Raw genomic sequence first — 26,788 nt, 5'->3', positions numbered from 1 at the left:
GAAATGCCTCCTGCATGTCACTGCGCAATAGCCGCTGATAGCCTGCCGCCGGGTATTTCCGGCGCAGGGAAATTATAAATCGTCCAGAATCGCCAGCGCATCGGTCAGTTTCTTCACGCCAAACACCTGCATATTTTCCGGCGGCTTTTTCGGTACGTTAGCGACCGGCACAATGGCGCGCCGGAAACCATGTTTCGCCGCTTCAGAGATCCGCTCCTGGCCACTCGGCACCGGGCGAATTTCCCCGGCCAGCCCAACTTCACCAAATACCACTAAATCCTGCGGCAACGGGCGATCGCGCAGGCTGGACACCATCGACAGCATCAGCGCCAGATCGGCGCCGGTTTCGCTGACCTTCACGCCACCGACCACATTCACGAACACATCCTGATCGGCCATCTGCAGACCGCCATGACGGTGTAATACCGCCAGCAGAATCGCCAGACGGTTCTGCTCCAGACCAACCGCCACCCGACGCGGGTTCCCCATCATCGAGTGATCGACCAGCGCCTGAATCTCCACCAGCAACGGCCGTGTCCCTTCCCACAATACCATTACCGCACTGCCGGCGGTCACTTCATCACCCCGTGACAGGAAGATTGCCGAGGGATTACTCACCTCACGCAGTCCCTGCTCGGTCATGGCGAATACCCCCAGCTCATTGACCGCGCCAAAGCGGTTTTTATGGCTACGCAGCGTGCGGTAACGCGAATCGGCATCGCCATCCAGCATCACCGAACAGTCGATACAGTGCTCCAGCACTTTCGGACCGGCCAGCGAACCATCTTTGGTCACATGGCCGACCATGATAATGGCGACCCCCCGGGTTTTGGCAAAGCGCGTCAGATAAGCCGCAGTCTCGCGTACCTGCGCCACACTGCCGGGAGATGACTGGATATCCGCCATATGCATCACCTGAATCGAGTCGATCACCATCAGCTTCGGCTGCTCTTCCCCGGCGATCAGACAGATCTGCTCGATACTGGTTTCCGACAGCATCAACAGGTTTTCGGTAGGTAACCCTAAGCGGTGCGCGCGCATCGCGACCTGCTGCAGCGACTCTTCACCGGTGACATACAGGGTTTTCATCCCCTGGGCGAGCTTACACAGGGTTTGCAGCAGCAGCGTACTTTTACCCGCACCCGGACTGCCGCCAATCAGAATCGCGCTCCCCGGCACCACGCCACCGCCAAGCACGCGGTCAAACTCTTTGAACCCGGTGGAAAAACGCGGCAACTCCTCGAGGCTGATCTCCGAAAGCTTTTGCACCCGGCTGGGACCGCCACTGCCCGCATAGCCCGACAGGCGTTCGTTGCGCGCAGCGGCGGGTGACGCGGCAAGGCGTACTTCAGTGATGGTGTTCCACGCCTGGCAGGCGCTACATTGCCCCTGCCAGCGCGGGTAGTCTGCGCCGCATTCGTTACAAACGAAGGCGCGTTTTACCGCCTTTGCCAAATTTTATCCTCAGGTTAACGCTCTTCGTGAACCAGGCTGCCGCTGAGAATGCAGAACACCCCCATCAGATCCGCATGGCGGATGGTCACTTCGGTTTTTTCATTCACTTTCGGCTTCGCGTGGTAGGCAATACCCAACGACGCAGCCGCGATCATCGGCAGATCATTCGCCCCGTCGCCGATCGCCACGGTTTGTCCTGCGGCGATCTGATACTTCTTCGCCAGGTTCAGCAGCGTTTGCGCTTTAAACTTCGCATCGACGATCTGGCCGACGACTTCTCCGGTCAGCTTACCGTCGCGGATCTCCAGCTCATTCGCCACCACGGCTGCCAGATGCAGTTTATCGCGCAGGTATTCGGCGAAGTAAGTAAAACCGCCAGAAGCGATCGCCACCTGCCAGCCCAGCGCCTGTAGCTTCTGCACCAGCGTGGTTAAGCCTGGCATTAATGGCAGTTCATCGCGAACCTGCCGCAGAATATTGGCATCCGCATCTTTCAGTGTCGCCACGCGCTGACGCAGGCTGGCGGCAAAATCGAGCTCGCCGCGCATCGCGCGTTCCGTCACTTCCGCCACCAGTTCACCGCTACCCGCCAGTTTGGCGATTTCATCGATGCATTCAATGCGGATGGCGGTGGAATCCATATCCATCACCAGCAGGCCTGGGGTTTTCAGATGCGGAATTTTGCCCAACGGAGCCACATCCAGCCCGCTGTCATGCGCCAGTTTAGTCGCGCGCGGCGTCAGTGAACCCGCCAGGCGAATCACCTGGTAATCATCCACACACCATGCGCTGACGATGACCATCGCCGCGCCCAGCTGATGCTGGTAGTGTGTCAGACGATCTTTATCGAGCTGACGCCCGTAAAGCAACCAACCGGTACGCCCGGCACGATAATCCAGTGGCATCACTTCGTCGCCACTGAGAGAAAGAGGTAAACCCGGCCAGAGAGAAACATCGGAAGGCAGGTCACACCAGGTCAGACGATTTGGCATTACAGCTCCTGTTAAGGACATTACAGGCTGGGTAAAATGACTCAACACAACCTAACAAAACCACGCAAGAGGCTACCTTGTATGCTGCGCTTCTGGCAACATAAAGTGTCGAAAACAGCTGCGTGGCTGTTCACAAAATTTGAAGGTTTGAGATGGCTAAAGCCAAACTGAAATTTCGCCTGCATCGCACCGCGATTGTGCTTATCTGCCTGACGCTGCTGGTGGTGTTAATGCAGGGCGCTTCATGGTTCAGCCTTGGGCACCAGATGGCCCGTTCTGAGCAGGTAGAAGAGCTGGCGCGAACCCTGACGAAGCAGGTGGCTTTCAGCCTGACGCCGCTGATGGAGAATGGCGAAGATAATCGCCAGCAGATCCAGGCGTTGCTGGCGCAGATGACCGATCACAGCCGTATTCTTGACGCCTCAGTATATAGCGATGACGGTACGCTGCTGGCGCGCAGCGGAGAAAATATCAATGTGCGTGACCGGCTGGCCATCGGCGGCAAGCGCGCCGGTAGCTACTTCAATCATCAAATTGTGCAGCCGCTCGACAGCAATGGCGGCCCGCTCGGCTTTCTGCGCGTCACGCTGGATACCCATGTGCTGGTCACTGAGGCCAAGCAGGTGGATAACACCACCAATATTCTGCGCCTGATGATGCTGCTGGCGCTGGCCATCGGCATTATTCTCACCCGCACCCTGCTGCGCGATCGCCGAACCCGCTGGCAGCAATCCCCATTCCTGCTAACCGCCAGTACGCCGGTGAAAGAGGACCATGAAGAAGAGAGCGGCGCGGCCACAGAGAACAGTGACACGGCAACCCCGCCAGCCGGCGAAAGTCGGCGCTGATCGCCGCCTCCTTCGTCAGGGTTTGCCAGTAGCTGTGCCTGCAGGCTGCCGCGGTCCAGCGGAGCGTGCAGCAATCATGTGCTTAAATCGGTCATAGTGAATAGATTTATGAATAGATAATATAGCGGAAACGGTACAGCAGCTGCGGGCTAACGCAAGGATCGGGGAGGTTTTATGAATAGATACTTACCAGCATTGAAACCACTATACGGGCGGCAATAACACCGCCCGGACAAGGCAGCGTGTTTACTCTTTATCGCCTAACAGTACCGACTCCAGCGCGATATGGATCATCTCGCTAAAAGTGGTCTGACGCTCAGCAGCGCTGGTCTGCTCATGAGTACGGATATGGTCGGATACGGTACAGATCGCCAGCGCTTTCGCACCGAACTCTGCCGCCACGCCATAGATACCCGCCGCTTCCATTTCCACGCCCAGAATACCGTATTTTTCCATCACATCAAACATCTGCGGATCGGGCGTATAGAACAGATCGGCAGAGAAAATATTGCCGACGCGCGCATCAACCCCGAGAGCTTTGGCGGCATCAACCGCATTGCGCACCATGGCGAAATCGGCAATCGCGGCGAAATCATGATCTTTAAAACGCATACGGTTAACTTTGGAATCGGTGCAGGCGCCCATACCGATCACTACGTCGCGCAGTTTTACGTCAGCACGCACCGCGCCGCAGGAACCGACACGAATGATTTTCTTCACGCCAAATTCAGTGATCAGCTCTTTCGCATAAATTGAGCAAGATGGAATGCCCATACCGTGACCCATTACCGAGATCTTACGGCCTTTATAGGTGCCGGTGTAACCGAGCATGCCACGAACGTTATTCACTTCAACCGCATCTTCAAGGAAAGTTTCGGCAATGTGTTTAGCGCGCAGCGGATCGCCTGGCATCAGTACCACGTCCGCGAAATCACCCATTTCAGCATTAATATGAGGCGTTGCCATCTGTATATCCCTTAATTAGTCAGTACAGCGACCGTCAGAAACGGTCGCAAAACAAAAAGTCAGCGCTGCTTATCACAGCATGTTTTTGCCGTATTCCATCGCGGAGAGGCCAAAGTATTTCGCCACGGTCTGGCCGATATCAGCAAAGGTATCACGGTAACCCAGCGAACCCGGCTTCACTTTCGGACCGTAAATCATGACCGGAATATGCTCGCGCGTATGCTCGGTGCCCTGCCAGGTGGGATCGCAACCGTGGTCAGCCGTCAGGATCAGAATGTCGTCCTCTTTCACCAGAGCCATTAACTCCGGCAAACGACGGTCAAACAGTTCCAGCCCGGCGGCATAACCGGCAACGTCGCGACGATGTCCCCAGGCGGAGTCGAAATCGACAAAGTTGGTAAACACGATGGAATTATCCGGCGCCGTCTGCATCTCTTTTACCGTAGCATCAAACAGCGCATCCAGACCGGTAGCTTTCACCTTTTTGGTAATGCCGACATGGGCATAGATATCGGCAATTTTACCCACCGAAATCACTTCGCCGCCCTGTTCATCCACCAGCTTTTTCAGCACCGTCGGTGCCGGCGGCTCAACCGCCAGATCGTGACGGTTGCCGGTACGCTCAAAGTGTCCGGCTTGATCGCCGATAAACGGGCGCGCAATCACGCGGCCAATGTTATAGCCGCCTTCCGTCAGCTCTTCACGGGCGATTTCGCATAGCTCGTACAGACGATCGAGTCCAAAGGTCTGCTCATGGCAGGCAATCTGGAATACCGAGTCAGCCGAAGTGTAGAAAATCGGCTTACCGGTTTTCATATGCTCTTCACCCAGCTGGTCAAGCACCACCGTACCGGAAGAGTGGCAGTTGCCAAGATAGCCCGGCAAATTTGCCCGTTTAACCAGTTTATCCAGTAACGCCTGCGGAAAGCTGTTCTGTTTGTCACTGAAGTAACCCCAGTCAAACAGCACCGGCACACCGGCAATCTCCCAGTGGCCTGACGGTGTATCCTTACCGGAGGAGAGTTCGCTGGCGTAAGCATAAGCTCCGATAATATCAGCATTTTTATCCAGTCCCGGCGGGAATTTACCGGTAGACTCTTCAGCCGCTTTACCGAGACCCAGCGCGCTGAGGTTAGGCAACTGCAGTGGTCCTTTACGCCCGATATCCGCTTCACCGTTAAAGCATGCCTCAGCAATGTGGCCGAGGGTATCAGAACCCTGATCGCCGAACTTGTCGGCGTCTTTGCTGGCACCGATTCCGAAGGAATCAAGCACCATGATAAATACACGTTTCATCCTGCTCTCCTGCGTATTCACGCGATGCGGATTAAAAAATAGCGATCGGATCAGTATACCTAAAGAATACCGGTTGCCGCCCGAAGTATTGGACAGTTCAAGGCTATTCACTGATTCTGCGATAGATAACCGGTGTGGCCTGCGGGGCGCTATCGCTTAGTTTAATCGCTGATTTCAGCGCCTGTGCCGCCTCCTGCCAGCCAGCCTCACTGGCGGCATGGATCACCGCCAGGGGACGATGGCTATCCACCGCATCCCCGAGCTGCGCCATATCACTCAGTCCAACGCTGTAATCGATGCTGTCGCTGGCACGCTGACGACCGCCGCCCATGGCGACCACCGCCATACCCAGCGCACGGGTATCCATGGCGCTGACAATACCCGCCTGGTCGGCATATACCGCTTTACTGAGCATTGGCGCGGGCAGATAGTGATCCGGCCGCTCAATAAAGTCGCCCGGCCCTTTCTGCGCTGCCACCATCCGGGCAAAAACCTCTGCCGCCTTGCCGTTATCCAGCACCGCCTGCAGTTTACTGCGCGCCTCTGCCGCATCGCTGGCCAGCCCGCCGGAGAGCAACATCTCGCTACAGAGCGCCATCGTAACCTCATACAGACGCGGATTACGGTATTCGCCGGTCAGGAAGCGCACCGCTTCACGCACTTCCAGCGCATTACCGGCACTGGATGCCAGTACCTGGTTCATATCGGTCAGCAGTGCGGTGGTTTTACAGCCGGCGCCATTGGCAACGCCAACAATCGCCCGTGCCAGCAGTTCGGACTGCTCAAAGGTCGGCATAAAGGCGCCGGACCCGACTTTGACATCCATCACCAGCGCATCAAGACCTTCGGCCAGTTTTTTCGCCAGAATCGAAGCGGTAATCAACGGGATGGAATCCACCGTCGCGGTAATATCACGTGTGGCGTAGAAACGCTTATCTGCTGGCGCCAGCGAGCTGGTCTGGCCAATAATCGCCACGCCGACCTGTTTAATAATGCTGCGGAAGCTCTCATCGGACGGAAAAATATCGAAGCCAGGAATCGCTTCCAGTTTATCCAGCGTGCCGCCGGTATGACCAAGGCCACGACCAGAGATCATCGGCACATAGCCGCCACAGGCGGCGATCATCGGCCCCAGCATCAGTGAGGTGACATCCCCAACGCCACCGGTGGAGTGTTTATCCACCATCGGGCCATTGAGTTTCAGGGATTGCCAGTCCAGCACCGTGCCCGAATCACGCATCGCCATGGTCAGCGACACCCGTTCCGGCAGAGACATGTCGTGAAACCAGATGGTCATCGCCAGTGCGGCGATCTGCCCTTCCGAGACGGTGTTATCCCGCACGCCATTAATAAAAAAGCGGATTTCATCGTCATTAAGCGCCTGACCATCGCGTTTTTTACGGATAATTTCTTGCGGCAGAAACAAGGTAACCCCCTGTGTGATACCAGGATAAGCCGGGACGACAGACCTGTCGCCCCGGAAGATCAATAACCGGCCTGGCTGGCGGCGGTGTGATAACCGGCGGCGTTCAGCAGACTGGCAAGCAGGCTGGAGGCGCCAAAGCGGAAGTGGCGCGCATCGGCCCAGTCGCTACCCAGCAGATCATCAGCCAGTTTCAGATACAGCGCCGCATCTTCAGCGGTGCGCACCCCACCCGCAGGTTTAAAGCCCACCCCGGCTTTAACGCCTTTGTCGCGGATCACCGTCAGCATAATCTCTGCCACTTCAGGTGTGGCATTCACCGGCACTTTACCCGTTGAGGTTTTAATAAAATCCGCGCCGGCGTCGATGGCGATTTCGGCGGCCTGACGGATCAGCGCCGCCTGTTTCAGTTCACCGGTTTCAATAATCACTTTCAGCAGTACTCTGGCGGCGGCGCAAACCTCTTTGCAGGCTTTCACCAGCGCAAACCCCACCTCGCGGTTACCGGCCATCAGCGCACGATAAGGAAATACCACATCCACTTCATCGGCGCCGTAAGCGATAGCCGCACGGGTCTCGGCCAGCGCAATCTCAATATCGTCATTACCGTGCGGAAAGTTGGTCACGGTCGCAATACGGATATCCGGCGTACCCTGCTCACGCAACGTTTTGCGCGCAATCGGAATAAACCGCGGGTAGATACAGATGGCCGCAGTGTTACCGGCCGGGGATTTCGCCTGATGGCAGAGCGCGATCACTTTCGCCTCAGTGTCATCATCATTCAGAGTGGTCAGATCCATCAATTTCAGCGCGCGCAGCGCCGCAGCGGTTACATCAGTCATGCTACTCTCCAACAACAGATTCAGTGAGCCTGCGACAATGTTAACATTTTAACAGTACATTGCCGCCGTTGATGTGCTTAAACTCACAGTTGATTAAGAAACGATTGTTATCATTCTATATATATTGCGACTAATATCACAATAAACCACTAATAAGCAGCATAACAAAAATACCGGCGATGCTGTAAAGGCGATCTCTTACAGAAATGTGATAATTATAACATTTATTTATTGCAGCCTCGGCGGCAACCGGCAGGGAGACACGGCGCTGAGATCAGATGTTAAACAGCAGACGGGTATTCTCACGCAGCGTTTCGCGAATCAATTCCGGGGGTTCACTGCGCAATTCGCACAGCGTTTGCCAGACATTCACCACCCGCTCGGGGCGATTCGGCTCGCCCTGGAAACCGCACAGCGGCATATCCGGCGCATCCGTTTCCAGTAACAGCGCGCTGAGCGGCAGGCGGGCAATGGTCTCGCGGGTTTTACTGGCGCGCGGATAAGTAATAGTACCGCCTACGCCAATGCGATAACCGGCATTAATAAAAGCCTCCGCCTGCTGCAAACTACCGGCAAAACCATGCACTACCCCACGGCGCGGCACCTCAATACGCCTTAAATGCATTGCCAGTTTATCGTGGGTACGGCGCGAATGCAGGATCACCGGCAGCTGATAATCGCGCGCCAGCTTTAACTGAGCATCCAGCAGCGCCTGTTGTTTATCGAACAACGGATCGGCCATATAGAGATCGAGTCCGATCTCGCCTATCGCCACCAGTTTAGCGGGCCGTTGTTGCAGATGCTGCTCCAGCAAGGCAAGTGCGGCATCATTATGTTCAGCAACCGCCATCGGATGCAGTCCCAGTGCGGCATGCAGGGCAGAATGATGTTCTGCCAGCGCCAGTACCCGTTGAAAGCGCGAGGCGGCGACCGCCGGGACGATAATTTTGTCGACGCCGGCAGTGGCGGCGCGTTGCAGGCTTTCGCTCTGCTGCTCGCTAAACGGGGGAAAATCAAAATGACAGTGAGTATCAACAAAACTCATGCCCGGGATCCTTCATCATAATCCACGTCATTACCGGCAACCGGATCGCGAATAATCGCGGTGTGATCCGGCTGATTCGCGACCGCCGCCGGCGGTGTAATCCGCTGATGACGAAGAAAGGTGCCGCTATCGCTCAGCGATTGTCCGACGGTGGCGAGGAAATAGCGTCCGCAGCGGCGACCAAGATGATAATCCTGATTCAGTGATGCCACCCGGCTGCCCAGTACACTGCTGGCCAGCGGTTTCGGCGGAAAAATTTCCAGAATGCGTAACTTACCCGGCGGTTTTTCAATAAAACGCTGAATCTGATGATAGCTCTGCGCATGCTGCTGCATCACATTGACCAGCGGCTGCAGCGCGCTTTCACCGAGCCAGCGCTCCATACGCCTGAACCATTGCGGGGTATAGTACATTTGCGAGGGTACCGTACGGATCACCACTATGGTATCGGCGCCGCGACGTGCCGCTTCGCGCACCGGAATCGCGTCGCTGATGCCGCCGTCAAGATAACTGATGCCATCCAGATCCACTCCCGGGCGATAGAAACCCGGGATGGCGCTGGATGCTTTAATGATATTCAGCCAGTTATCCGCCGTCGGAGCAAAATAACCCGGCGTATAATCATCACTGCGACAGGCACACATATAGAACTCTTTGCCGCTGCTGAACATCTTCTCAGCACTGCTTATCGCCAGCGGAAACTCTTTCGCGGTGATATCCACCAGCCAGTCGAGATCGATCAGATGGCCGCCACGCACAAAGCGCAGAGGATCAAAAAACATCTTGCTGGTGGTATAGCGGGTAATCACCCGCCGCGCATAGCCCGGCTGGGCACAGACAAAAGCCGAAAGATTTTGTGCCCCGGCAGAAGTGCCAAGCATCAGCTGGAAAGGGTTAAAATTTGCGCGCTGAAACTCATCCAGCACACCCGCGGTAAAGATGCCGCGCTGCCCTCCTCCTTCGCACACCAGGGCGATTTTACCCGGCTTAAAGGGGGCTAACCTTAAAGGCTCAATATTACCCAGGGTAACAGGGATGCGTTTGCCCAACGGCGTATCCTCAGAAGTCGTTGCGAGAGAAGCCAGCATCACGATAACCGGAAACCATAGATGGCTCCGCTGGCTATCTTCAGCGGCGGCATTGATGCCGTCCGCGCAGCTGCGCTCTGAACCAGGACAAGTATCTCTGAGGAGTTATAACACCGGGGATAAAGCATGACAAACAGGGTAGCCCTTATTGCAAAGGCTCCTGCGGTGACGGTTTTTTCAGTCCAGGATCCTGCTGCTCTCTGCCGTAATCCTCCTGCAGGATGCCGGAGAGCCAGCCATTATTCCCTGCGACCCAGGCGCAATCGTGATCAAACCATTCCGCCCACATTAACCAAAGCTGACCTTTCAATTGCTTATATCTGCCAACGATGATGTCGCTATTCATGACTGGCCTCCGCTAAGAGAGCTTAATCGAAGCACATGTTCGATTTAACCAGGGCCGCTAAGGCCGTTTACGACCGGTAAACAGGCTGACGAGGAACAGGATGATACCAACCACGAAGACAACTTTAGCTGCCCACGCGGCTGTACCTGCTAAACCACCAAAACCTAATGCAGCTGCAATCAGCGCAACAATCAGGAAAATAATACCCCAACGAAACATAAGCCTCTCCTTACCATAGTGAAAATCGAACCGCTTGTCTCTTGCCATCCGCCCATACTGGCTGCGGATTTATCTTCTCTTTCTTATACCGCTACTACTCTCTGCCACGGCTCCGATAGCGGAACCGCGACAGATTGACGCTTATGGTTTAACCGTCAGGTCGTTCTTAACGCTTTTCACGCCGTCAATGGCTTTGGCAATCCCTTCAGCACGTTCGGACTGTGCCTGAGTCTTCACCACACCGGACAGCTGAACAACACCGTCATTGGTTTCAACTTTCACATTACGTGATGGCACAATGTCATCAGCTAATAGTTTAGCTTTAATTTCGCTGGTCGTTGCCGCATCGCCTGCGTAACCGCTTACCGACTGCGCTTTGCCGTCTTTAACGTGAAGTTTGTCACTCACGGATTTCACGCCTTCAACTTTCTTTGTCAGTTCGACGGCTTTTTCAGCCTGATCCTGTGAGGTGACAAAACCGCTTAGCGTAACCACGCCGGAATGCGTTTTAACTGAAATATCCGTACTTTTAATCGCCTCGTCGTCTACCAGGGCGGCTTTTACTTTCGCTGTGACTGAGCTGTCGCCCATATAGCCATCGACTTTTTTCATAGAACTATCGATTTTCGAACCTGCGCTATCGGCAGTGGCTGTTGCTTTCTGGGTCATGGTTTGTTCTGCCAGAGCGGAGCCGCTTAACAGCGCAGAACCAACCATCACAGCCATCAGAGTTTTGACAATTTTAGTGTTGTTCATCGATATATTCCTTCTACCTGTTGATACGCCCACAACCGTGAGCTTTACAGCTACAAACGGCGTAACTGTTGAAATGGGTCTGAGGGTAAAACCACACAAATCAGCACCCGACAGAGATAACCATAGTCAAGAATCAGGATTTAGCTTGATTCTGTGGTTTAAACGCAGGCAAAAGGGCTAAAAAGGAGGTTTTTTAGGAAGAGTCTGTGTGTGGCGGGTAAACAATGAGCAGAGATCAGCAGATAAAGATCATGATAGCCAGGCAAATACTGTTGTGGCCGGGCAAGCCCGGCCAGCAGAAGAAGCACTGACGATTAATGTTCGCGCGTCTTACGGAACACCACCTCAGGATAACGTTCCTGGGTAATATTCAGGTTTACCATGGTGGGTGCGATATACGTCAGGTTGTCGCCGCCATCCAGTGCGAGGTTAAGTTCGTTCTTACGCTGAAATTCGTCGAACTTCTTCGCATCGTGACATTCTACCCAACGGGCAGTAGAGACATTGACCGATTCGTAAATCGCCTCGACGTTGTATTCGCTTTTCAGACGCGCAACCACCACGTCAAACTGCAGCACCCCCACCGCACCCACGATCAGATCGTTGTTATGCACCGGGCGGAATACCTGGACCGCGCCCTCTTCCGATAGCTGCACCAGCCCCTTCAGCAGCTGTTTCTGCTTCAGCGGATCGCGCAGACGAATGCGGCGGAAGAGCTCAGGGGCGAAGTTCGGAATACCGGTGAACTTCATATTTTCACCCTGGGTAAAGGTATCGCCAATCTGGATGGTGCCGTGGTTATGCAAACCGATAATATCGCCCGGGAAAGCCTCTTCCACATGGGAACGGTCACCGGCCATAAAGGTCAGCGCATCGGAGATCACCACATCTTTGCCAGTACGCACCTGGCGCAGCTTCATGCCTTTTTCATACTTACCGGATACCACCCGCATAAATGCCACGCGGTCGCGGTGTTTCGGGTCCATATTGGCCTGAATTTTAAATACAAAGCCGGTGAACTTATCATCAGCCGCCGCGACGACACGGACATCGGTCTGGCGCGGCATCGGTGGCGGAGCCCACTCAATCAGGCCATCCAGCATATGGTCGACGCCAAAGTTACCCAGCGCGGTACCGAAGAACACCGGCGTCAGTTTGCCTGCAAGAAAAGCTTGCTGGTCAAATTCATGGGATGCGCCCTGCACCAGCTCCAGCTCTTCACGCAGCTGAGCCGCCAGATCTTCACCGATCGCCTTGTCCAGATCCGGGTTATTCAGCCCCTTAACAATGCGCACTTCCTGGATAGTGTGACCTTTACCACTCTGATAGAGATAGATTTCATCTTTATAGAGATGGTAAACGCCTTTAAACAGCTTGCCGCAGCCGATCGGCCAGGTGATTGGGGCGCAGGCAATTTTCAGCTCGCTTTCCACTTCATCCATCACTTCCATCGGATCGCGGATATCGCGGTCAAGCTTGTTCATAAAGGTCAGAATCGGCGTATCGCGCAGGCGGGTCACTTCCATCAGCTTACGGGTACGATCCTCAACGCCCTTTGCGGCATCAATAACCATCAGACAGCAGTCAACCGCCGTCAGAGTACGGTAAGTATCTTCAGAGAAGTCTTCGTGGCCTGGGGTATCCAGCAGGTTAATCAGACATTGGTGATACGGGAACTGCATCACCGAGGTGGTAATCGAGATACCACGCTGCTTTTCCATCTCCATCCAGTCAGATTTGGCATGCTGGTTGGAACCACGACCTTTTACGGTACCGGCGGTCTGAATGGCCTGTCCGAACAACAGCACTTTTTCAGTGATGGTGGTTTTACCGGCATCGGGGTGGGAAATAATGGCAAAAGTGCGGCGGCGAGCCACCTCTTGCATAAAGGGTGCATTTGACATCGGGAATCTTCTGGTTTGGTGCTGTGATGCTGCAGCGCAAGCCGCGCATGTCCGCGATCACAGACGATTAATCATCAATGGCCGGCATTTTCGCCGATCCGAGGGCTATAAACAATCCGGAACGCCGTTTAATCGATCAGAAAGCATCAGCCAGCCGTTATGCAGGGCATTCAGCAGTATGCGGTTACTGTCAATTTGCGGGCGATTTGTCAGGTTCTACACCGGATTGACCTCAGAAATTGGGGATACTTATTAGCGGGCAGTTTACGGCAGAAAAAGATAACTCGCCAGGCATTGACGCAGCAGAGCCAGAAACCGATCGGCAGTCAGGGATCCGCCGCCGGAGTCGTCACCGGCAATAGACCCTGGCCCTGATGACCTGACAGCGATCGACGGGAGAAATCATCAGCACGCTGCCGGGTGAGTTCCAGATAGCAATTTTCGCGCAATAGTTCAGCCAGCGAACCCGGCGCCGCGGTTGCGCGCCTGGCATCACACTCCATATCGCGGAAGTTTAACCATAAACGCTGCGCAGCCATGGTTTTATTACGTGCCGGAGGGGCAAGAGCGCGGATATAGCGGTTATAGTTTTCAGTTAATCGTTTATTTTGCCATGCCAGCTCATGACGCATGCAATGCTGCGCCACAGCAGCAACACCAGCGGCGTTTTCCCGGCAGGGGAGATATTGCGCAGCGGTTCCCTTATCACCGGCGGCGCGACAGGCATGCACCGTCAGCTGCAGACAGACAAACAGTAATATCAGGTATTGATTCATAAAACGTCGCCACTCCTTGCGCCAGGAATCTTCCTTAAAACATAGCGTGGGCATCATCAACCCACGCTGATGTCATACACCGGCGGCAGCGGTCGCTTATTTACAGTTAGTCGAGGGCTGTGCCGAATCCATAACGATTAGCACCGTCGTATAGTGGTCAGCAATTACCTGATGCATTAATTTGCCGCTGATGCGATAGCAGCCATCCAGTTTCACCGGACCTTTCTCAGACAGCACCTGCATTTCGGTAACATTATTTTCCGGCTCGCTGTCCGGATCCTCATTTGAGGTATTGGGTGCCGGGGTGACCGACACTGGCGTTGCCAGATGTAATACCGGCACATACACCTTTTTATCATTCGGGCCATCGCCGTAGCCAGGCGGGCCGTCAAACTGCTGCATATCCACATCCCCTTCCAGCGTTACCACGGTTGGTTTGTATTGCAGCACGTCCTCTGCCTGCGCCTGCTGAAACAGGCCAGCCGCCCCTGACAGCATCATCGCTGAGATGAACAGCGATAAAGGGGTTAACTTGCGCCAGGGATGCTGGTCGTTCTTGGTCATTTTTTATGCTCCAACGCGAATGCTCTTTAGTCGCGCTACTACATCATCAAGTCACCGCCTTTTCAACTGCGCCACGCGCTGGAAAGGCGGTTTAGAAGAGTTGTTTAGGCACCGGAGAGTTTCAGGATGGTGAGTCTGTCGGCTAACGGCATCGGCGATGATTACTGCGGAGCGATTTCTGAATCGGTTGATATTAAGTTTTCCCATTGCGGCATGAACTAACTACTGGCTACTACTCTCCTTACCATGGCCGGGTTGCGCCATATTCTGTGGTGCAAAACGCGGCGCCGGCTGCATATCGGTCAGCCCATCCCATCGATCGGCGCTGGCAATAATTCCCCCTGCAAAACCTCGCCGCCCGCTGAAGACGGTGGCTTTGGCAAATGCGCTGTTATGCGTTCAGACATAGCCACTCTCCAGAAAATAGTGCTCCCTTATATGGCCCGGCCACAACTTACAGCGGCGAGCTGAGCAGCCAGGTTCCTTCGCGATCGATAGTGATTTTTTGTTCGCGCCGCTTGCCCTGATTGGTAATGCTGAACTGGTACTCGCCAGGCGGCAGCTGTAAACGGGCAAAGCCATTGGCAGCCGGTACCAGCGCCTGTTGACTGCTGTTGAGCCACACTTCATCGCCCGAGACCAGTTTGATATACACCTGGGCAATCGGTTCTGGCGGCGCAGGCGGAGTGAGGGCGGCAACGCCAGCGCTGGCTGATGGCCCCGGCAAGACGTCAGCAGACACTGCTGGCGCTACGGATACGGGTTCGGCCTCCTGATCGCCGCCGCCGTGCATCAGAGCGCCAATCAGGGTTCCCGCCACCACTCCCGCCGCGATCAGGCATGGCACCCGCAAACGCGCAGGGATCACCAACCGGCCAGCTTTCACCACTTCCGCTGCCGGCTGCGGCAACCCTGTCGGCGCCGTCGCTTTGCTGGCCGCCGGTTGCTCCGGCCCGTCAACCGACAGCGCCATCAGCATGGCCAGCTGGTCTATGCTTTGCGGACGATCTTCCGGCTTCAGCATCAGTGCGCGATCGATAGCCTGCAGCAACGGCAGTGAATACCCGGCCGGGCGTACAGCGCCCAGCGGCTGATAGCTGTCTTCAATACTCCGCACTACGCTTACCGGCGGCGGTGAACCGATAATCAGGGTGTGCAGCACCGCCCCGAGCGCATAAATATCCGTCCACGGCCCCTGCTCGCTCTCGTTGTTATCGCTGTATTGTTCTATCGGCGCGAAACCTGGCTTCAGCATGGTTTCCGTTTCATCGGACAAATTACCAATCGCCTTACGGGCAGAACCAAAATCCAGCAGCACTGGCGACATATTTTCCTGGATTTGAATATTTTCCAGCGAGATATCGCGATGCAGATAGCCCTCGCGATGAATAGTATTAATAGCGCCAAATAACGGCGGCAGCAGGCTGCGGATCCACGCTTCATTAATCAGTTCAGGGCGTTGTGCCTGCAACAGCGCCAGCGTATTGCCGCTGTAATACTGGGTACCCATATAAGCAGTATCATTCTGTACCCAGAAACGCAGCACATGGAGCAGGTTCGGATGATTAAAACGTGCCAGCAGCCGCGCTTCCTGAATAAAACTATTGAGTCCGGCATGGAAGCTTTTACTGAAACGCTCGCTGCGCAGCACCAGTTTTAGTTCATCGTTGCGCACAGCCAGCGATAAGGGCATAAACTCCTTAATCGCAATAGTCCGTTTCAGCTGATGATCAAAAGCGCGATACACAATACCAAAACCACCGCCGCCAATAACTTGCTGAATTTCAAACTCATTAAAGCGATAGCCAACCGGTAACGCGTTCGGCACGGCTCGGGGGTTATCTTGTTGTGACATAATGGATAACTCTCTGATAACAAATGGCTTCAGGTCAGCAAATGGCAGCTTGCCGACATAACCGCCGCAATATATTTAAAGTCAGTAACCACCAGTTGGGAGATTATTGAAATGGATAGTTTTTAACGCTTTCAATCCGTTGTTCATTTAATTTCAGGCGACATCCGGCCCCCACCAGCGCATGCATCTGCGATCCCTCACGTGCCTGTAACTGCCGGGTATTGCATTCACTTTCGCGAAATTCAAGCCACAGCCGCTGTGTTTTGTCGAAAGACTTTATAAAGCGGCGATTAAAGCTGTCACCACCAGAAATAATGGTTATTTTATTTTTGAATTTTTTTATTTCCTCTTTCATTTCAATCTCCGATTTCTGATAGTCAGTAATATAACAACTTGTCAGTTCGGCATGGTTTCCGATATGTTCACAATGAACCTTGGCGGCAAATGCGCGCTGACAAAAAATTGCAGCGATAACACATAAAATAACCATTAACTTCATCATCTCAATGCGCACCTTCCGGGCTAAAAATTAAATCGCCGCGTGGTTGTGCTGTCGCTGACTGCCCCAGCCAGCTGGTGAAGCCCAGCCGCGCCGCGCCACCCAGTACCACGCCACTGACCTCGCCGGCATCCAGCAGCAAACGTATCTGCCAGATAAACTCAATGCCCAGATACTGCTTTACCCAGTCACACAACTGTTGCGTCGCAGACTGACCCGGCAAAAAGTCCTGATAGGCCGCCAGTGGCATCGGCCCCAGTTCAATGCAGAACTTGTGCTGCACATCGCGTATCGCCACCCCAAGAAAAGCGTTTTTCCCGAGGCGCGGCACCTTGCGTCCGCTCGCCAGGCGCGCCTGATCGCGGCGATCAATGCGCAGCCAGTGCGGCAGGTTCTCCACCAGCCGCACCGGTACCGCAAAATAGTGCCGCAAAATTTTACTCAAACCCTCCGCATCGCGGGCATGACGGCTTAAATGCCCGGCCACGGCAAAACGCGCATGCGTACTCAGGCCGCCGCGGTTCAGCTGTTGCGGCAGTCCCATGCCCGTCAGACTGGCAATATAATGAGCGAAATGATGATTATCCGGGCGATCCAGCGAGACAACCGGCTGGGCATCGGCCCAGGCACGATAAAATAATAAGATCAGCCGGTGGTGAAACAGATCGGCAAAGGCGGTCAGGCTACGGTCCTGATAGTGATAGATGCGTTCACGGACATATTCGGTGATATGCAACGGCAACGGCCCGTTGGGGCCAAACAGTCCAAAGCTGTAGATGGCAATATCGTACAGTTGCCCGCCATCATCTGCGGTTGCGCGCGCGCTGACCTGCGCCAGCGTGGATGGCGCAAAAGCCATGGCCGGAAGCTGCCCCAGCCGCAGCGGTTCATGTAATGGCAGCGGCGCACGGCCAAGGGGATAGCGCTCACCGCTGCGCGCATCAATATGCCGCAATAGTTGAAACAGGTCATAGCGCCAGGGAGCCGCAGCCAGTACGGACCAGAAATCCGCCGCTAAACGCAGCCTTTTTCCGTGCGATTCGGACTCAGTCGAGACCTGATTCATATTAACGTCCTTTTGCCCGTCGCTGGCGGCCAGTAGCCGATTTCGCCGCGCTGCTGGCTACACAGCGTCATCTCGGTAAAACTGTTGATTGCCACCAGACGGGAAAACACCCGCGCCAGCACGCTCCCCAGTAACCATGCACCGGAACCGGAAAATGCCTGCTCATCAATTGTCAGTTCAATGGCGATGCCGCGCGCGTAGACCAGCGGACCGGGTTGCGCTACCCGCCGGTTAACCGCTTTAAGCTGGCAATGACGGATCCCGTCAATCTGGCGGGCTACTGCCGCGTCCGCCAGGTCCGCATACAGTCCCAGCAACTGACGTAATGCCGATGCGCCTTGTCCGTCATCACCATCCATCAGACTGAGATAATTCATCTGTAAATGACTGATTAGCCGCCAGGCTATTTCCCCTTCGGCCAGCGCCGGGCGTGGGGCGGTGGGGCCCTTACGCAAACTCAGCGCGCGCACCGGTAGCGAATCCGCCATGGTGAAATTAGCCTGTTCCTGCTGCAATAGCAGTAACGGTAAATCCCGGCTGGAACAGATCACTTCGGCGGTCAGATAGCGCAGATCTTCATGCCAGGGCGTGTGCCGTTCATCCACCAGCGAAAGGAAAACTTCAGAGCCGCTATAGCTACTGCGCGCGCCATAACGTTCGGCGCTTTCCGATAAGGTGCGCGGTTCACGACGCAGGGAGAAGTAAGCGCCGTAATTGCCGTCATCCCGGCTGAAGGTGTGCCAGAAAGGGCGAAAAACCTGCTCTTCACGCCTTGTATCAGTTATGGCATACAACTTTTTTACCGAAAAAATTTCGTAGTCCAGCGGACGAATATTATCGACCACCAGGTGATACTCATGGGCGCTGTCACTGATTTTTTGCCGTTCAGTGACTTTCGGGAACAGGTTAATCACCGGTGTACAATGCAGCGCCAGATGGCTGTCGTCGACCACCCGTTCCAGCGCCATCTCGGCTTTATCCAGCAGCACGATAATTTCAAACCCCCGGGCAGCGTTAGCCGCAGCTAACAACGGGCCTAGCTGGCTGATACTGATAAACTGGAAACGTGCCGGCAGGGCAAAATACTCCTGCAACAACCGGTAGCCGTCGAAGTTGCGCAAATCATCAGGCAATAACGCCTGGTCCGCGGCAAATCCCTCCTGCTGTAAGGCGTCATCGCGCAATGTTATCCGCTGTGGTTGCGAGCCTGAGGTCTGACAGAGGATGGCGACGCGATGCTCCATGACCAATTCCAGCAACTGCTGGGCAAGGATATCGGGACCACTAAAGAAGAACATCAGGCGATCGAAACTGAGCTGGCTAAGCATCACGTTGTCAAAGCATTCGAGAGAAATCCGTAATGCGCTGACGGCGCCGCACTGGCTGAGCCCCAGTTGCCCGAGGGGAATATCCGCCGGAATGCCGCCCAGTTCGACATTGCGGATATACAGCGGCTGCAGCATCACCTCATGCGCGGTGGTATAGCTGCAGGTGACGCCACTGCGCTTTAAGGTCGCGCTCTCCATCATAGTGCCGCGCGGCACGCAAAACCCTTTGCTGATATCCCCTTTACTGTCATCGGGGTGCAGTTGGGCAATGGCCATTGAGGGTGTCGGCGCCAGATAGTTAGGGGCGATCATTTCCAGTAATTGCTGGGAAAAACGCGGGAATTCAGCATCCATTTTTAGCTGAATCCGTGAGGTCAGAAAAGCAAAGCCTTCCATTAAGCGCTCAACGTAGGGGTCGGCGACATCAATGCCGTGCATCCCCAGTCTGCCTGCCACTTTGGGATAACGTGCGGCAAACTCGGCGCCCATCTCGCGCAGATAGGCCAGTTCACGGTTGTAATAATCGAGGAGTTTACTGTCCATATTTAACCCACATCTTTCAGCTCGAAATGGCCGTTTTCCAGATCGATTTTGCTGTGAAACAGAAACTCAAGCGGATACGGCACACACCACAACCGGCCTTTAATCTCAATCGATAGCAGATTGTGCAGATTCAGCGCTTTGCAATCCGAGAGACAACGCACCTGCAATCCCTGCGGCAATATCCGCGGCTCAAAATGCACAATGGCCTCAGTCAGCTGGCGCTGTAGCCGCGACCATTCGATAGCCGACACATGCTGACCAGACAGTGCGGTGACGCCAAAATTAAAGGTGGAACGCTGTACATGTAACAATGACCGCAGGTCGTGACGGCTGGTACTGTTAATGCTGTTTAATAGCCACTGCAAATCACGCAATACCTGACGACGCAGCGCACTGTGGCTCAGTAAGCGCTGGGAAGGCAGCTCCTGCAGCTTGTCCGGGGCATCATCACTCAGACGATCCAGCAGCGAGGGTTGCATACTGTCACGCCCTTGCAGTGATGAAGATTGATGACGTTGTTGATGAAGAGAGAGCATATCCTTATCCTCTGCCAGTTATGGCCTGGGGTTTATTTGATGCTGCGCCAGGCGCCTGCGGCCGGATCTTTAAGCTGCGGCTGCAGAGCATCTACCAGCAGAATGGTCAGCGGGCCGTCCGCCAGCAGATACGACGACCAGACCTTACGCACCGCCTCCAGCCGTGCCTGTAACTGGTCTTCATCTGCCGCATCACTCTGCGCCAGCTGTACCGCGACAGTACCGTCAGATTGCCAGCCATTCAGCTGCGCGGCATAGGGTAAAATCATCCAGCTTTGCGGCGCGCCGGCATCACTCAACACCATACGTTGATTGTTAACGGTAGTAATTTGCAGCGGACTCTCTGCTGCCGCGCCATTCAGGCCAGCCACCGGGAAACCCTGCAGAAAAGTGATGCTGATATTGCGGGTCGCCCCCGGCAGCACCTGGGTAATCTGGCTCTGGCCGCTCAGCCAGCCATCATCGCCACATTTTGTCCCCTGCTTCGCCGGTACAAATAACGCGCTGGCCCGGCTATCGGTTCCCCAATAGCCGCGGAAATGGCAGCCCTCAATTAAACTGAATTGCAGCCAGGGTGTGGTATCGGCGGCCGGAGACAACTCTGGCGCCTTACTCAGGGTCCGCGGATCATCCCCGCCGTTCAGCTTCGGCGCCCAGTTATCCATTTTGGCCGCATTGCCGCGCGCCAGAGGGTTGCCCGCGCTATCGTTCATCTGCCAGTCAAGTTGATTAAGGCTGGCACACTGTTGTCCGAGCAAATTTCCCACCCGCGGCAGAAAATCCTGTAGCACTTCAGGTTGCTTGTCGCCACCCGCCACAATGCGCAGCGGCAGTTGCGGCGCGCACCAGCTGGCCGGATTTTGATCTTTCAGGTTATCAATATAGATCTCCAGTTGGAGTGAGGGGGAATAGACCACACGATAATTCTGCGCGCCGGCCTCTGCGGCAGTCAGCAGAGCAAAAACTGCAACTAGCGGATATTTCATAGGTTTCCTTACACCACGTAATATCTCAGGCATCCGGGGAGATAAACCGGGCAGTGTCCGCCAGGGAGTGCAGCAGCGTCGTTTCCTGTGGCGAACCCAGCCAAACCGCAATCGCACTGTAGTTATCCTGCTTACCTGCCGCCTGTTCATCGGTTTTCCTGATTAACTGATGCATTAATGTCAGCCACTCTTGCGGCGTATTCACCATATGCAGCGCCTGCTGCATATACTGCTGCGCCACGCCATGCCAGAAACCATCAGTACAGAGCAGAAACACATCCCCGTCTTCCAGCGGCACGACGTCGCTGTAACTGGCGCCACGCTCCTCATCGTCCATGCCCAAAGCAAAATAGAGCAGATTATTGTTGATGCCATCGGTTTGATGTCCGGCATCTTTCATCTGCTGCACCAGGCTGTGGTCAGTGGTGACATGAAACAGATAGCCACGGCGAAACAGGTACAGACGGCTATCACCGGCATGCGCCCAGTAAGCAAGCTGGTAATCACGATCGATAAACAGACTGACCATCGTGGTTCCCATCCGGCCGTGGGCGCGATTAAGCTGCTGCTGCTGACGGATTACGTGGTTGGCGTGGGTCACACACTGGCGAATACGCTGCGCGTTAAGATGCTGCTGCCCGTCAAAACAGCTAACCAGCGTATCGCGTGCCAGCCTGGCGGCAATATCGCCGCCGGGAAAGCCAGCCACACCATCACAGACGACAAAGCAGGCGGAACGCTCCCCGACAAGTTCACCAAGCTGGTCCTGATTACTTTCGCGGTCGCCCTGATTCGACAGGGAAGCAAAGGTGATATTCATCATTTTTCCGTTCGGTTCTGTGAATCTTTATACTGATTAACTTCCATGTCGTAGGCATGTAAGAAGGCTTCGCCAAACAAGGTATGGAAGTCGTCTTCAATTTCACCGGCAGTTTGCTTATAGCGGCGGGTGAAATAGTCCCATAATGCGGCTTTGCGGCTGGCTGGCAGCGACAGTCGCGACAGCGAATTTTCCTGCTGCGCTTCTTCAGCCAGCTGCTTCGGGTTAAACGACTGCAGCATTGAAGCGATAATCGCGCGGATCCCGGCAATCATCCCCAGCTGATGCGCCTGGAGATCGACCAGCGCATCGCGCACTGATTGCGTCGGCGGCATAAAACCCGGCATGCGGCTGCCAAACATCTGCATCAGGACGGTTTTGCCAGAAGGCAGCAATTTGAATGGATTGTTAGCCTCATCAAGGATCACCGTCATCTCCGCTTTTACGCCTCGCTTCAGGATTGAGCGTGATGACAGCAACGCTACCGTGCCCTGAGAAAACATGCTGAGCATCTGGCCGAGTTGCTCCATATTCTGTGGTGCAAAACGCGGCACCGGCTGCATATCGGTCAGCCCCATCCCGTCGATCAGCGCCTGCAATAATTCCCCCTGTAAAACCTCGCCGCCGGCTGACGACGGTGGCGGATGCTGCGTGTTATTCACCACCGGGTCGATACCGAGACGCCCTTTCGGCGGCGGCGGATAGTTGCGCGCCACGGTTTGCGGCGTTGGCAACGTAATACCGCCATAATCCTGTTGCCCGGTTTGCGGCTGCGCGCTTAGCGCGGGCGGTGAGTTATTATCGACCGGCAGCGCGGGGGCCTGCGCCGGGCTTGCGGCGCCAGTCGCCTCGGCAGCTGGCGTCGACAGGCCAGATAGCGGCGTAGCAGCGCTGATTAAACCCAGCGGATCCAGGCTACTGCCCGGCAGGGCTTCCGCGCAGGCGCCAAACAGCGCCAGAGGATCCTGCTCATCAGATGCGATGGCACGTTGTGGTTCAGGTTCATTCGGCGCAAAATTCGCCATCAGTACACTGGGGCCGGAGTCGGCCAGCAGACTGTGCTGGTGGAACAGCGATTCCTCAGCAAACAGCGCATCGGCTGAAGGCGTCGGCTGGGAAAATATCAGCCCGGCGCCATTTGCATCGGGCGCAGGTAACGGTTCGGCTGAACTAATCAGGTCGGTTAACGGATTAAGATTATCTGCCGCAGGCTCTGGCTCAGCGCGACTGGCCGGGGGATTATGGGGCGCGAACTCCTGTATCAGATCGTCCCAAATCTCATTTGGGATCGCTTTTGGCGCAGCTTCCGCACTGTCCGGGATTAAACCCGGCGCAGCAGCTGGCGCCGCAACCAGAGGCAGCTGCGGCGCAGCGGGGGGCACGCCCGCTTTCAGCTCGTTAACCTGTAATCGATAATCATCAATGCCGAGAATATCGCCGTCCTGTAAATCAACCTGGCGACCACGCTCCAGTGGGATATCATTCAGCACCACCCGTGTCACATTTCCGCGATTGGTAATACGACATTCACCCTCGGCGGTAATATGTACTATCGCCTGCAAGCGGGAGATAGCGCGGTCATCGTCCGGCAATACCAGATTATTATCAATACCGCGTCCAATGGTGCCGCCAGGCGGTAAAAAGTCGCAATAGTGCTGCGGCGGCTGATGATCATTTTTAATGGTTATAATAGTAAATCGCATAACGTTATCCTGCGGTTAATATATTTATAACTCAACCAGATGGACATAAAAAATAAATAATTACTTTATAAGTTAGCCATAAATAGTCACTTATCACCTGCGTTATTATATTTAGCAATAATCACAGGATATTACCGCCCGTTACAGCATATGGATATTTAACTTCACTACCTCGAAGATTTTAATCACCCGCCCTGCAGACAAAACTAACAGAGCAATCTCCCGTTATAAGAGATTGCTCATTCTCATTAAATCTCGCGATTCTCTTTAATATCCCAGCCGGCGCTGGTTTCTGCGCCTTTGCCACCCGAACTGGTGGTTTCCCAGTATTGCTGTCTGACCTTCGCCGCCTGGAAGCAGTAGGTCACCGCCAGCTTATCGTCCTTGGTCGCACCGCTGAAATCTACCGTGGTCACCAGGACATCCTGCAGAGTAATTTTCAGAAACTCGATTTGCTGACCACCGGCGCGACAGAGAGAAAGTTCCACTTTATTAACATACTTACCGGTCGCACAATACTTTATTAACGCCGTTACCGATTTATCTACCGGCGCGGTAATATGCAAATCACTGAAATTCACTTTCCCTACCGCGCCACCCGTATTACCCTGCTGTGTTGCGCCCCAGGAGAATGAAGTGATATCCGTCCAGCCATTATGATTGGAATCTTTTGATTCACCACTTACACCCTCAACTTTTAAATACATATCAGTAGACATATCTATCCTCCCTCTCTTAACTTTAAGGCTCTGATATGGCATACAGAAAAGCATGGATGTCAAATAAAACAATCCATGCTTTACCTCTGCCTCGCGTCTGAATATCGCTGCTACATGAGATTATTCAGAGGGTATGGTTAATTAATTAACCATATTCTTTCTCAGTTACTGTCAGATTTCAGTGACGGTAATTTTGATACCAGCCGAAGCGAAACCGTCAGCCCTTCCAGCTGATAATGGGGGCGCAGAAAGAATTTTGCCGCGTAGTAACCCGGCGTCTCTTCGCTCTCTTCCACCAATACTTCGGCGGCGGCCAGGGGTTTGCGCGATTTTGTTTCCTGCGAAGAGTTCAGCGGGTCGCCATCGACATAATTCATCACCCAGTCGTTAAGCCAGCGTTCCATATCCTCACGTTCCCGAAAGGAGCCGATTTTGTCGCGTACAATGCATTTCAGATAGTGCGCGAAGCGACAGCAGGCGAACAGATACGGCAAACGCACCGCCAGACGGGCATTGGCGGTGGCATCGGCATCATGATATTCAGCCGGTTTCTGCAACGACTGCGCGCCAATAAAAGCGGCAAAATCGGTGTTTTTGCGGTGCACCAGCGGGATAAAACCACTCTTCGCCAGTTCCGCTTCACGACGATCGCTGATGGCAATCTCCGTCGGGCATTTTAAATCCACCCCGCCGTCATCACCGGGGAAAGTGTGTGAGTAGAGGTTCTCCACCGCCCCACCCGATTCCACTCCGCGAATCGCCGTACACCAGCCATATTGTTTAAACGCACGGTTAATGTTGGCCGCCATCGCATAGGCGGCATTGCTCCAGATGTAATGACTATGATCGGCGCCTTCGCTCTGCTCCTCAAAATTGAAGCTGTCCACCGGATTGGTGCGGATACCATAAGGCAAACGCGCCAGGAAACGTGGCATTACCAGCCCAAGGTAGCGCGCATCTTCAGATTCGCGCAGCGTGCGCCACGCCGTATATTCGCTATTCTGAAAAATTTTGGTCAGGTCGCGCGGGTTGGCCAACTCTTGCCATGACTCCATCTGCAGGATGCCCGGTGCGATACCGGTAATAAACGGACAGTGCGAAGCCGCCGCGATATGCGACATTTCACCCAGTAACTCGACATCCTGCGGGCTGTGATCAAAATAGTAGTCGCCCACCAGACAGCCAAAAGGCTCACCGCCAAACTGACCATACTCCTCTTCATAAATCTTTTTAAAAATCGGGCTTTGATCCCAGCTAACACCTTTATAGCGCTTCAGCGTGCGCCCCAGTTCCGCTTTGCCAACGCTGAGCACCCGCACCTTCAGCATTTCGTCACTTTCGGTATTCTGGACCAGGTAGCTCAGACCGCGCCACGCCCCCTCCAGCTGACGAAACTCCTCGTGATGGATGATCTGATTGATCTGCTGCGACAGCTGCTGATCGATTTCAGCTATCAGCGTCTGGATGGTGCGCCAGGCATCACCAGAGATGGTCGGACTGTGCTGAACCGCCTGCCGGGCGAGGGTTTTTACCGCGCTGTCGACCGCATTACGCGCCTGCTCGCTTTTCGGCCGGAACTCCTTATCTAACAGCGCGCTGAATTCCTCTTCGCTATATTGCTGCAAAAGCAGCGTCGGCTGCTGCTGGCTGATATTACTCATCATTATTTATTCCTCTCCCGCTAAACGTGGCGGCAATGCCGCGGACGACTCAGGTAACTCACTGAGTCGCTTCAGGCACTCTGCATCCTGCAAAATATTGGCAATCAGCTGCTCTGCGCCATTTTTGCCATCCATATAACTCAACAGATTGGAGAGTTGCGTACGTGCATCAAGCAGGTGGCTCAGAGCCGTCACATTGCGCGCCACCGCATCCGGTGAGAAGTCATCCAGACTGTTGAAGGTGAGATCGATATGCAGCTGCCCTTCGCCGCCCAGCGTATTTTCGGTCTGAAACACCACCCGCGGTTGCAGGGACTTCATTCGCTCGTCGAAATTGTCACTATCGATATCGACAAATTTGCGCTGGTCGAGGGCCGGCAGTTCACCGCCTGACCGGCCGGCCAGATCGGAAATCACCCCCATCACAAAAGGCAGCTGGATCTTGCGTTCTGCTCCATACACTTCCACATCGTATTCAATCTGTACCCGCGGTGCGCGGTTGCGGGCGATAAACTTCTGCCCGCCGGATTTATTTATTGGCATAGTTTGCTC

26 protein-coding genes are annotated in these 26,788 nt (G+C 54.6%); 1 reads left to right on the top strand and 25 read right to left on the bottom strand.

Going from position 1 to position 26,788, the window contains the following annotated elements; all coding sequences use genetic code 11:
• Window positions 1–72: 72 nt before the first annotated feature.
• Window positions 73–1,455 (bottom strand): DNA repair protein RadA, encoded by a 1,383-nt coding sequence (radA, locus tag JWF83_RS10490; protein WP_413650147.1) that lies wholly within the window; start codon window positions 1,453–1,455, stop codon window positions 73–75.
• A 14-nt stretch (window positions 1,456–1,469) separates the two neighbouring features.
• A complete protein-coding gene (gene serB, locus JWF83_RS10485; protein WP_413650146.1) occupies window positions 1,470–2,447 on the bottom strand; it encodes a phosphoserine phosphatase in 978 nt (325 codons plus the stop codon).
• Between the two features lie 152 nt (window positions 2,448–2,599).
• On the opposite strand from serB, the gene JWF83_RS10480 reads away from it, so the two are divergent.
• The gene (locus JWF83_RS10480) at window positions 2,600–3,295 is read left to right on the top strand and encodes a YtjB family periplasmic protein (RefSeq protein WP_413650145.1); all 696 of its coding nucleotides are present in this window, start codon (window positions 2,600–2,602) and stop codon (window positions 3,293–3,295) included.
• 246 nt (window positions 3,296–3,541) lie between these two features.
• Here JWF83_RS10480 and deoD read toward each other — a convergent pair whose 3' ends face one another.
• The 23 genes from deoD to tssB form a co-directional block, all read right to left on the bottom strand.
• Window positions 3,542–4,261 (bottom strand): purine-nucleoside phosphorylase, encoded by a 720-nt coding sequence (deoD, locus tag JWF83_RS10475; RefSeq protein WP_413650144.1) that lies wholly within the window; start codon window positions 4,259–4,261, stop codon window positions 3,542–3,544.
• Window positions 4,262–4,333: 72 nt separating this feature from the next.
• A complete protein-coding gene (gene deoB, locus JWF83_RS10470) occupies window positions 4,334–5,557 on the bottom strand; it encodes a phosphopentomutase (RefSeq protein ID WP_413650143.1) in 1,224 nt (407 codons plus the stop codon).
• 103 nt (window positions 5,558–5,660) lie between these two features.
• Window positions 5,661–6,983 (bottom strand): thymidine phosphorylase, encoded by a 1,323-nt coding sequence (gene deoA / locus JWF83_RS10465; protein ID WP_413650142.1) that lies wholly within the window; start codon window positions 6,981–6,983, stop codon window positions 5,661–5,663.
• Between the two features lie 59 nt (window positions 6,984–7,042).
• Window positions 7,043–7,822, bottom strand: coding sequence for a deoxyribose-phosphate aldolase (deoC, locus tag JWF83_RS10460; protein WP_413650141.1), 780 nt, complete (start codon window positions 7,820–7,822; stop codon window positions 7,043–7,045).
• 274 nt (window positions 7,823–8,096) lie between these two features.
• Window positions 8,097–8,867: a TatD family hydrolase gene (locus tag JWF83_RS10455; protein WP_413650140.1), complete on the bottom strand. Its 771-nt coding sequence runs from the start codon at window positions 8,865–8,867 to the stop codon at window positions 8,097–8,099.
• Window positions 8,864–9,916: a patatin-like phospholipase family protein gene (locus tag JWF83_RS10450; RefSeq protein WP_413650331.1), complete on the bottom strand. Its 1,053-nt coding sequence runs from the start codon at window positions 9,914–9,916 to the stop codon at window positions 8,864–8,866. The genes JWF83_RS10455 and JWF83_RS10450 overlap by 4 nt, the downstream gene beginning before the upstream one ends.
• Before the next feature lie 184 nt (window positions 9,917–10,100).
• Window positions 10,101–10,301: a CsbD family protein gene (locus tag JWF83_RS10445; protein WP_413650139.1), complete on the bottom strand. Its 201-nt coding sequence runs from the start codon at window positions 10,299–10,301 to the stop codon at window positions 10,101–10,103.
• 57 nt (window positions 10,302–10,358) lie between these two features.
• Window positions 10,359–10,520, bottom strand: a complete 162-nt coding sequence (locus JWF83_RS10440; protein WP_413650138.1) for a DUF1328 domain-containing protein — start codon at window positions 10,518–10,520, stop codon at window positions 10,359–10,361.
• A 141-nt stretch (window positions 10,521–10,661) separates the two neighbouring features.
• Window positions 10,662–11,276, bottom strand: a complete 615-nt coding sequence (gene osmY, locus JWF83_RS10435; RefSeq protein ID WP_413650137.1) for a molecular chaperone OsmY — start codon at window positions 11,274–11,276, stop codon at window positions 10,662–10,664.
• A 314-nt stretch (window positions 11,277–11,590) separates the two neighbouring features.
• Complete coding sequence (gene prfC, locus JWF83_RS10430; protein WP_413650136.1) at window positions 11,591–13,180, bottom strand: peptide chain release factor 3; 1,590 nt, start codon at window positions 13,178–13,180, stop codon at window positions 11,591–11,593.
• Window positions 13,181–13,506: 326 nt separating this feature from the next.
• Window positions 13,507–13,956, bottom strand: a complete 450-nt coding sequence (locus JWF83_RS10425; protein WP_413650135.1) for a lysozyme inhibitor LprI family protein — start codon at window positions 13,954–13,956, stop codon at window positions 13,507–13,509.
• A gap of 96 nt (window positions 13,957–14,052) precedes the next feature.
• A complete protein-coding gene (locus tag JWF83_RS10420) occupies window positions 14,053–14,520 on the bottom strand; it encodes a hypothetical protein (RefSeq protein ID WP_413650134.1) in 468 nt (155 codons plus the stop codon).
• A 454-nt stretch (window positions 14,521–14,974) separates the two neighbouring features.
• Window positions 14,975–16,375, bottom strand: a complete 1,401-nt coding sequence (locus tag JWF83_RS10415) for a serine/threonine protein kinase (protein ID WP_413650133.1) — start codon at window positions 16,373–16,375, stop codon at window positions 14,975–14,977.
• A gap of 103 nt (window positions 16,376–16,478) precedes the next feature.
• Window positions 16,479–16,877 (bottom strand): lysozyme inhibitor LprI family protein, encoded by a 399-nt coding sequence (locus tag JWF83_RS10410; RefSeq protein ID WP_413650132.1) that lies wholly within the window; start codon window positions 16,875–16,877, stop codon window positions 16,479–16,481.
• Between the two features lies 1 nt (window position 16,878).
• Window positions 16,879–17,940, bottom strand: coding sequence for a type VI secretion system baseplate subunit TssG (gene tssG / locus JWF83_RS10405; RefSeq protein ID WP_413650131.1), 1,062 nt, complete (start codon window positions 17,938–17,940; stop codon window positions 16,879–16,881).
• On the bottom strand, window positions 17,937–19,811 hold the full coding sequence (tssF, locus tag JWF83_RS10400) for a type VI secretion system baseplate subunit TssF (protein WP_413650130.1): 1,875 nt from the start codon (window positions 19,809–19,811) through the stop codon (window positions 17,937–17,939). Before tssF ends, tssG begins: the two co-directional genes overlap by 4 nt.
• A 2-nt stretch (window positions 19,812–19,813) precedes the next feature.
• Window positions 19,814–20,347, bottom strand: a complete 534-nt coding sequence (gene tssE, locus JWF83_RS10395; RefSeq protein ID WP_413650129.1) for a type VI secretion system baseplate subunit TssE — start codon at window positions 20,345–20,347, stop codon at window positions 19,814–19,816.
• Window positions 20,348–20,379: 32 nt separating this feature from the next.
• A complete protein-coding gene (locus JWF83_RS10390) occupies window positions 20,380–21,333 on the bottom strand; it encodes a hypothetical protein (RefSeq protein WP_413650128.1) in 954 nt (317 codons plus the stop codon).
• 25 nt (window positions 21,334–21,358) lie between these two features.
• Window positions 21,359–22,153 carry a PP2C family protein-serine/threonine phosphatase gene (locus tag JWF83_RS10385; protein WP_413650330.1) on the bottom strand — a complete coding sequence of 265 codons (795 nt, stop codon included), beginning with the start codon at window positions 22,151–22,153 and terminating at the stop codon, window positions 21,359–21,361.
• Window positions 22,153–23,856: a type VI secretion system-associated FHA domain protein TagH gene (tagH, locus tag JWF83_RS10380; RefSeq protein ID WP_413650127.1), complete on the bottom strand. Its 1,704-nt coding sequence runs from the start codon at window positions 23,854–23,856 to the stop codon at window positions 22,153–22,155. Before tagH ends, JWF83_RS10385 begins: the two co-directional genes overlap by 1 nt.
• Before the next feature lie 248 nt (window positions 23,857–24,104).
• The gene (locus tag JWF83_RS10375) at window positions 24,105–24,575 is read right to left on the bottom strand and encodes an Hcp family type VI secretion system effector (protein WP_413650126.1); all 471 of its coding nucleotides are present in this window, start codon (window positions 24,573–24,575) and stop codon (window positions 24,105–24,107) included.
• Window positions 24,576–24,736: 161 nt separating this feature from the next.
• Window positions 24,737–26,236 carry a type VI secretion system contractile sheath large subunit gene (gene tssC / locus JWF83_RS10370; RefSeq protein ID WP_413650329.1) on the bottom strand — a complete coding sequence of 500 codons (1,500 nt, stop codon included), beginning with the start codon at window positions 26,234–26,236 and terminating at the stop codon, window positions 24,737–24,739.
• 6 nt (window positions 26,237–26,242) lie between these two features.
• Window positions 26,243–26,779 (bottom strand): type VI secretion system contractile sheath small subunit, encoded by a 537-nt coding sequence (tssB, locus tag JWF83_RS10365; RefSeq protein ID WP_413650125.1) that lies wholly within the window; start codon window positions 26,777–26,779, stop codon window positions 26,243–26,245.
• Between the last annotated feature and the right edge of the window lie 9 nt (window positions 26,780–26,788).

Origin of the sequence: Pantoea sp. B65 (assembly GCF_047308185.1) — a bacterium.
GTDB lineage: Bacteria > Pseudomonadota > Gammaproteobacteria > Enterobacterales > Enterobacteriaceae > Erwinia.
Note: the sequence above shows the minus strand (reverse complement) of the source record. Positions and strands in the feature narration are given on the sequence as shown.

What these genes read in the sequence shown, in the direction of transcription:
- serB (WP_413650146.1), bottom strand. Translation starts at nt 2,447, where the DNA reads ATGCCAAATCGTCTGACCTGGTGTGACCTGCCTTCCGATGTTTCTCTC.
- JWF83_RS10480 (WP_413650145.1), top strand. Translation starts at nt 2,600, where the DNA reads ATGGCTAAAGCCAAACTGAAATTTCGCCTGCATCGCACCGCGATTGTG.
- deoD (WP_413650144.1), bottom strand. Translation starts at nt 4,261, where the DNA reads ATGGCAACGCCTCATATTAATGCTGAAATGGGTGATTTCGCGGACGTG.
- deoB (WP_413650143.1), bottom strand. Translation starts at nt 5,557, where the DNA reads ATGAAACGTGTATTTATCATGGTGCTTGATTCCTTCGGAATCGGTGCC.
- deoC (WP_413650141.1), bottom strand. Translation starts at nt 7,822, where the DNA reads ATGACTGATGTAACCGCTGCGGCGCTGCGCGCGCTGAAATTGATGGAT.
- JWF83_RS10455 (WP_413650140.1), bottom strand. Translation starts at nt 8,867, where the DNA reads ATGAGTTTTGTTGATACTCACTGTCATTTTGATTTTCCCCCGTTTAGC.
- JWF83_RS10445 (WP_413650139.1), bottom strand. Translation starts at nt 10,301, where the DNA reads ATGAATAGCGACATCATCGTTGGCAGATATAAGCAATTGAAAGGTCAG.
- JWF83_RS10440 (WP_413650138.1), bottom strand. Translation starts at nt 10,520, where the DNA reads ATGTTTCGTTGGGGTATTATTTTCCTGATTGTTGCGCTGATTGCAGCT.
- osmY (WP_413650137.1), bottom strand. Translation starts at nt 11,276, where the DNA reads ATGAACAACACTAAAATTGTCAAAACTCTGATGGCTGTGATGGTTGGT.
- prfC (WP_413650136.1), bottom strand. Translation starts at nt 13,180, where the DNA reads ATGTCAAATGCACCCTTTATGCAAGAGGTGGCTCGCCGCCGCACTTTT.
- JWF83_RS10425 (WP_413650135.1), bottom strand. Translation starts at nt 13,956, where the DNA reads ATGAATCAATACCTGATATTACTGTTTGTCTGTCTGCAGCTGACGGTG.
- JWF83_RS10420 (WP_413650134.1), bottom strand. Translation starts at nt 14,520, where the DNA reads ATGACCAAGAACGACCAGCATCCCTGGCGCAAGTTAACCCCTTTATCG.
- JWF83_RS10415 (WP_413650133.1), bottom strand. Translation starts at nt 16,375, where the DNA reads ATGTCACAACAAGATAACCCCCGAGCCGTGCCGAACGCGTTACCGGTT.
- JWF83_RS10410 (WP_413650132.1), bottom strand. Translation starts at nt 16,877, where the DNA reads ATGATGAAGTTAATGGTTATTTTATGTGTTATCGCTGCAATTTTTTGT.
- tssG (WP_413650131.1), bottom strand. Translation starts at nt 17,940, where the DNA reads ATGAATCAGGTCTCGACTGAGTCCGAATCGCACGGAAAAAGGCTGCGT.
- tssF (WP_413650130.1), bottom strand. Translation starts at nt 19,811, where the DNA reads ATGGACAGTAAACTCCTCGATTATTACAACCGTGAACTGGCCTATCTG.
- tssE (WP_413650129.1), bottom strand. Translation starts at nt 20,347, where the DNA reads ATGCTCTCTCTTCATCAACAACGTCATCAATCTTCATCACTGCAAGGG.
- JWF83_RS10390 (WP_413650128.1), bottom strand. Translation starts at nt 21,333, where the DNA reads ATGAAATATCCGCTAGTTGCAGTTTTTGCTCTGCTGACTGCCGCAGAG.
- JWF83_RS10385 (WP_413650330.1), bottom strand. Translation starts at nt 22,153, where the DNA reads ATGAATATCACCTTTGCTTCCCTGTCGAATCAGGGCGACCGCGAAAGT.
- tagH (WP_413650127.1), bottom strand. Translation starts at nt 23,856, where the DNA reads ATGCGATTTACTATTATAACCATTAAAAATGATCATCAGCCGCCGCAG.
- JWF83_RS10375 (WP_413650126.1), bottom strand. Translation starts at nt 24,575, where the DNA reads ATGTCTACTGATATGTATTTAAAAGTTGAGGGTGTAAGTGGTGAATCA.
- tssC (WP_413650329.1), bottom strand. Translation starts at nt 26,236, where the DNA reads ATGAGTAATATCAGCCAGCAGCAGCCGACGCTGCTTTTGCAGCAATAT.
- tssB (WP_413650125.1), bottom strand. Translation starts at nt 26,779, where the DNA reads ATGCCAATAAATAAATCCGGCGGGCAGAAGTTTATCGCCCGCAACCGC.